The 6,414-nt window shown below is 47.3% G+C and carries 5 protein-coding genes; all 5 read right to left on the bottom strand.

The window, feature by feature from the left end; all coding sequences use genetic code 11:
* Positions 1 to 633, bottom strand: a 633-nt coding sequence (locus B4K20_RS12815) for an electron transfer flavoprotein subunit alpha/FixB family protein (RefSeq protein WP_289283167.1), incomplete at its 3' end; no start/stop codon positions are given.
* Positions 633 to 1,430, bottom strand: a complete 798-nt coding sequence (locus B4K20_RS12810; RefSeq protein ID WP_289283166.1) for an electron transfer flavoprotein subunit beta/FixA family protein — start codon at positions 1,428 to 1,430, stop codon at positions 633 to 635. The genes B4K20_RS12810 and B4K20_RS12815, both read right to left, overlap by 1 nt.
* A gap of 48 nt (positions 1,431 to 1,478) precedes the next feature.
* Entirely contained in the window at positions 1,479 to 2,867 is a 1,389-nt protein-coding gene (locus tag B4K20_RS12805; protein WP_289283165.1) for a hypothetical protein, read from the bottom strand.
* Positions 2,845 to 4,977 (bottom strand): heterodisulfide reductase-related iron-sulfur binding cluster, encoded by a 2,133-nt coding sequence (locus tag B4K20_RS12800; protein ID WP_289283164.1) that lies wholly within the window; start codon positions 4,975 to 4,977, stop codon positions 2,845 to 2,847. Before B4K20_RS12800 ends, B4K20_RS12805 begins: the two co-directional genes overlap by 23 nt.
* Positions 4,978 to 5,070: 93 nt before the next feature.
* A partial coding sequence (locus tag B4K20_RS12795; protein ID WP_289283163.1) for an FAD-dependent oxidoreductase occupies positions 5,071 to 6,414 on the bottom strand: 1,344 nt, incomplete at its 5' end.

Raw genomic sequence — 6,414 nt, 5'->3', positions numbered from 1 at the left:
ACCGCGGCCGATAGACATAATAAAGTCCACACCCGTAATATCAATATCATCTGCGCCTTCCGGTTCAACATAACGCAGATTCTGACTGCGGCTGGTCAGCGATGTCATATCCAATGATGAAATCGTTGGCGAACCAGCATCTTCAGCCTGCTTAAATACGCTTGGGCGGATAGTCAGTAATACACAGTCTTTACCTGGGAAGTCCACTTCCACATTCACCTTTTGGTTATAGGCGGCACGGGTTGCAACTAGATCGTCACCATCATAAGCGAGCCCAAATACATCACTGGCAAAACCATAATTGCCTTTACGAGCCAGCGTTGGCGCATAACCCAGACTATCAACAGAATGCGGCATCAATACCACAGATGGTGTGTATTTTTCCATCAGCTCTGACACGGCTGCTTCCTGAATATCGGCATCAAAATCTTCTGTTGCCGTTTTCACCGCCACCACTTCATCAACACCTGCGAGCGATAAAGCACTGGTGTAGTTATCCGCATTCATCCCCGCCACTGCAACGATGACCTTATCATCTGCATGTCGCAACTCCTGCGCAGCGGAGATCACTTCCAGAGAATTCGGGCGTAATTCATTCTGACGTGTTTCCGCCATCACCAAAATCGTTTTCATTAGAGTTCTCCTCTGTATTCTTTAATTATCTCAGCCAGTTTTGCGGCCTGTTCTGCGGGTGTACCCTCAATCATGGTCGCCATACCTTTTTCTGGAATGTACATACGACGTACTCGTGCAAAACTCGCATCGGCGCCCACATCCTCGGCACTTAATCCAAAATCACTCAGGCTGATTTCTTCGATAGGTTTAGCAGCGGCTTGTTTGATACCGCGTAAAGAGGCATAACGCGGTGTATTAATACCGAGTTGAATGGTTAAAACCGCAGGGCAACTTATTTCCACATCCTGTGCCATTCCCCCTTCAAGTTCGCGGGTGGCGACAGCTTTATTGCTGCCTGGCGTATAGTCCAGACCTGCTACCACGGCGGCATGAGGCCAATTCAGATAAGACGATAAAGAAATACCGGTCGAGCCATTTGCATCATCAGACGACTGCACACCGGCAAAAATCATGTCCGGTTTTTCTTGTTCAGCGACCGCGGCCAGAATGCGGCCCACGGTAATCGAGTCGGATCCTTCCATCTCATCCGACCACACACGAATTGCCCGGTCTGCACCTTTAGCCAGGCATTTACGCAAACTTTCCTCAACCCGATCGGGCCCAACAGACACAACTACCACTTCCACGTCTGAATCCGCGGCTTCTTTAATGTTCATGGCCTCTTCCAGGGAATAATCGTCCCATTCATTCAGGTCATAAAGCAGAAAGTCCTCATCGACGTCCAATTGGTCGTCACGAATTTCAAAGTCATCGTCAAGTGAGGCGACTTCTTTGACTGCAACTAAAATTTTCATGCTATTTCTCCTAACTTTGCTGTCTACATCAGCTTTATTTGCAGTGAGTTACTGCTGGTATTGCCTGGAAAACCAGGTAAAAAGGCTGAACCGAACCGCCGGATCCGGATCGTCATATAAGGTCCATTTGTCATCAGCACTAAGTGCTCTGCTTTGGATAAGCATCATGCGATTCAGGTAATACGGGTCATCCAGCAGAGGCAATAAGGTCTGACGAATCGCCATTTTGTTGAGAATGACCGCCCGCCTGACATCAGCACTGATTGAATAGCTCAATCGCTGTAGCACTTTCTGCGGTGTTTTTGGGTTGGAGGCGACACCACCAAGCACGTCGATATCGTCCATATCGGCAAGGATGATCAAGGTGCTGGCCGGCGTATTGGGCTGATTTGCTACCGCAGCACGTACCCACACTTGTTCATCGTTAGCGAGTTGTCTGAGCAGAGCCGAATTGGTTTTTGGGTTTCTGGCCACAGCGCGACGAACCTCTTTGTGCTCATCTTGTGACAAGCTGTACAGCTGTGAGTCACTGAGTTTTGGATTAAGAGCCACCCATTGTCTGACCCAATGGTCCGTATCGGCTATCAGACAATTCATCATCTCAGCCGTCAGGTCTTCTCTTGCCGCTACCACACGCCTGACATATTCGGAATCATCTCTAACCAGCTGTTCCAGTACCCAAGCGGGCAGATTTTTATGACTTGCCGCCGCTCGCCTGACTGAATAACCCTTATCCAATGCCAAACGTGAGGTCAGTCGTTTATCAATATGTGGATTTGTCGCTAAATGACGCAGGATCAGACTGCTTTCCTGTTTCGCGGCAAGTGTAAAAAGTGTGTCCGGACATGCTTTATGAGCCACCACAGCAGCCTGAACAAACTCATTACCACGTGCGTATAAACGCATTAATAAATCAGCGGATGTTGCTGGATGGCTGGCAAGTTCAGCATCAAATTGATCGGCAAATTTCTCAGCGACCAGCGCTAAGGTCTCGGCGTCAGTATTGGGATTTTTCACTACCGCACGCACTAAATCTGTCGCCGTGCTGCTATGCAAAATCTGCCACAACACCTCGGCACTGGTATTGGCATGCTTAGCAATCAGGGTGATAAAACTGATATCTGCTTCATCACGGTATAAATTGCTTAGCGTCTGAGTCTGTGTTGCCGGGTTTTTATCAATACGTAAGCGAACGGCCTCATCCTCTACATCAGCAAATAAGGCCAGCACTTCAGTAGGCGTGTGTTCCCAACGTGCCAGTTTAAGTACATCACGACGCTTTGCTGTCAGGAGCTTTGCCAGTGATTTTTTATCATCAATATCGGCCAGGCCATACACTGCTGCAGCGCTATAAATATCGCCGCTGTCGAGCGCGACTGAGATTAACTCAGCCGCAGAGCCCGGCATCGAATCATTAAGCTGCGTCTGCATCTTCATCAACAGAATCATCGTCAAATTCCACGCACTCAGTGATAAGCTCAATCAGCTCTTTCACTTCAAACTTGCCTTCATAACCGGCGGTTTTACGTGCGTCTTCAAACATGGTGAGATCTTTCGGACACGAAACGATAAATACGTCCAGATCCTCAATTTCACCGGCTTCATGAATTCGGTTTTCAGAGGGTTTTTGGATGCCAACAGGATCAGGAATCCAGATACGTCCACCACCGGCACCACAGCAGAACGAGTTATCACGATTACGTGCCATTTCCACCAGGTCACAACCGAGCATTTTGATAATGTCACGAGGCGCATCATAGCCTTTGTTGTAACGGCCTAAATGGCATGGATCATGGAAAGTGACCATCAGATCTAGCTGTTTTTTCAGCTTCAATTTTCCTTGTTCTAACAGCTGTTTAATCACCGTGGTGTAGTGGTTAATTTCAAACTCGCCACCAAAGTCCGGGTATTCATTACGGATGGTGTTAAATGAATGTGGATCGGTGGTGACAATGGATTGGAAATCACACTTTTCTAATGTGCTGATATTCGAGGTGGCCAGGAATTCATATAGCCCTTCTTCACCGACGCGACGAATATCATTACCGGCATTCATTTCGGCTTCGTATAACAAACCAAAATCAACACCAGCCTGACGCATCAGTTTTGCAAACGATTTGGTCACCACCTGATTGCGTGGGTCAAAAGACGCGTAATCGCCGACAAACCACATCACATCCACTGGTTCTTTACGGGCATCTTTGATGGTGAAAGGTAAATCTTTAGTCCACTTCGCCCGTTTACGTTTAGACTCGCCCATCGAGTTACCGTTTTTATGCACGGATTGCAGCGTTTTTTGCAGAATCGGCTCCATATTGCCTTCATCCACTAACTTACGACGCATCTGCACAATAATCGGCACATGCTCAACCGCTACCGGACAGATTTCCACACAGGCCAGACAGGTACGACATGACCACAGCGTTTCCATAAACACCTGACCGATATCTTTACCATGTACATCCAGCTCGGCTTCGTCCGGTAACTCTTTTTTCTGTAAGGTATTATTGGCAAACTCACGCAATGACAGAATCACATCACGTGGTGATAATGGTGCACCCACTGCATTAGCCGGACAGGCTTCATGGCAGCGGCCACATTTGGTACAGGCATCCAGATTCAGTAAGTTTTTCCAAGTCAGATCGGTAATGGTTTTAACCCCAATCTCTTCCTGATCTTCGGGCACCATCGGTAAACGACGACCGGCCATAGGGTCGCGAAACATTAACGACGCCGATGCCGTAAAGATATGTTTCACTTTGGTAAAAGGAATCAAAGCAACAAAGGTTAAAGCTATAAAGCCATGGAACCACCAGAGTCCGGTACGGAAATGCCCTGCCGCTTCCGGCCCCATGCCAAGAGCATGTAAGGCATTAGCAATCAGTGCACCCACTGGAGACCACCAGCGGTAATCCCATACAGTGGCATCATTCATCAACCAAATCAGACGTGAGGCTTCAAGCAAAAACCCCGTAATCAAAATGATGATAAAGCCCCATAAAAATGCCCAGTCTTCACGACGATAAGCACTGCGGTCGTAGTCAGGATCGGTCGGTTCACGATCGGGACGTTTGTAATCTAGTTTAGGTAATTTCAGCCATTTTCGGCGATACATCATGTATAAAACGCCTGCGATAACGGCTGTTCCGGCAATGTCGAGTACCAGTGAGAACCAGAGGTAAAAGTCGCCATACCAGAATTTAAAGCCAAATAATGGCTCTAAAATATCGTATTCAAGTGTGATGGTCGCTGTTCCTAAAAACAGCAAAACAAATCCAAAAAATATACCGGCATGGGCTTTGCCTGCCGCCCTGTCACGGCGTTTAATCGTGCGGTGTGTCAGCATGGTTTTGACCATGTCACCAAATCGTGCAAGAAATTCGCCCCAAGCCGCATCAGGTTGACCACGACGGTATTTTCTTACCTGAACGTAACAACCATAAATAAAGACGGCGATAGCGGAATAACCAAACGCATAAAAAAGGTAAATGGATGAGGTCTGAAAACCTTGAAATAAAATCCGAGTAATCTCTTGTGCTTCGTTCATGACACACCTGCAAGCTTTTTTGGAATAGGAATAAGTGATTGCTGAGGTTGGAAAAGCGTGCTGCCGTTAGCGACAGCACACTCCTTTTCCGGTCTAGATCTTGTATTCGATCTCGTGGTTACCACCTGGCATATGTGGTGTTCCCCAAGAAATCGTTTCGCGTTTGTACGGCAATGGATATTGAGGGTTATCTTCCTCGATTTCCCTTGCGATACGCTGGCCAGTAAATGTCGCATCAGCAATCAGACGAGGCGCTTCAGCATCACCAATCAGGTAAATACCTTTGATGCCGTTTTCATCCCATTCTGCTTGACGCTCTTTGAGTTCTTTGTACAAGGCATTGTCAGAAGAACGACCTGTCACCAGCACTAAAGAATCAAATTCCAACCAACGGTGAGTCTTGTTTTCTTCACGTGGGAAAACACCAGGACCACGATAGCTACGTTTAGAGCCATCACCCCACAGGTTATAGATTTCCAGGCGATTCTTCTCGATACGTGTGCAGAAGTGATCACCAATTTCTTCAATACCCAGCTCATGTAGACGACGCATCATGTTTGGATATTCCAGAGTAAAGTGCATGTAATTACCCAAATGAACACCTGATACAACCGTTACTTCATGGCCTTCAGTAGCTAATTTTTCAGCCAGACTTGGTGCCATGAAATAGCTGTCTGCATTCAAAATAACCACGCGTTTGCCAATTTTCTTCTCACCCGATAACACTTGTTCTGGTGTCAGTTGTTCTGGTTGAGACGCATCCGCACCTGGAATTGGTGCATGTGTCAGACAGTTATTACCATCACTATTCCAATGTGAACCAGTGGCGATAACCACTTTATCTGCACCGTATTCCAATACATCATCAGCGGTCAGTGGTTTCTGACCCAGCGCAATCACATTGTGTTTGTTTTTCTTAACCAACTTATCGAGCTGAGTTTCACGATAATCGCGGTGATATCCCCACTCCCCTAGTCCAGGCAGTGTGACAACCTGGTTTAGATGACCACCTACTTTTTCAGCTTTATCGTATAAGTGAACGGTGTAACCACGTTCCATCAATACACGCGCCGCTTCTGAACCAGAAGGACCTGCACCCACCACCAGCACCGAGTCTTCTGAACCTGCTTTGGCAAATTTCTCAGGATGCCAGCCGCGACGATACTCTTCACCGGCTGTCGCATTTTGCGTACAAATCATTGGAGGGCCACCGATTTCCCAACGCGAAATACAGACATTACAACCGATACACACACGCACATCGTCGTAACGACCTTCTTCGATTTTCTTCGGCAGGAATGGATCGGCAATTGAAGGACGTGCTGCACCGATAATGTCCACGATACCCTTGGTGACGATTTCCGTCATTTTTTCAGGATCGGTATAACGGCCAACGCCCAAAACAGGTTTCTTGGAAACACGTTTCACATGCTCAAC

Source organism: Methylophaga sp. UBA5088 (assembly GCF_002414625.1).
GTDB classification, from domain to species: domain Bacteria; phylum Pseudomonadota; class Gammaproteobacteria; order Nitrosococcales; family Methylophagaceae; genus Methylophaga; species Methylophaga marina.
The sequence above is the reverse complement of the archived record's forward strand: the minus strand, read 5'-3'. Positions and strand labels throughout refer to the sequence as shown.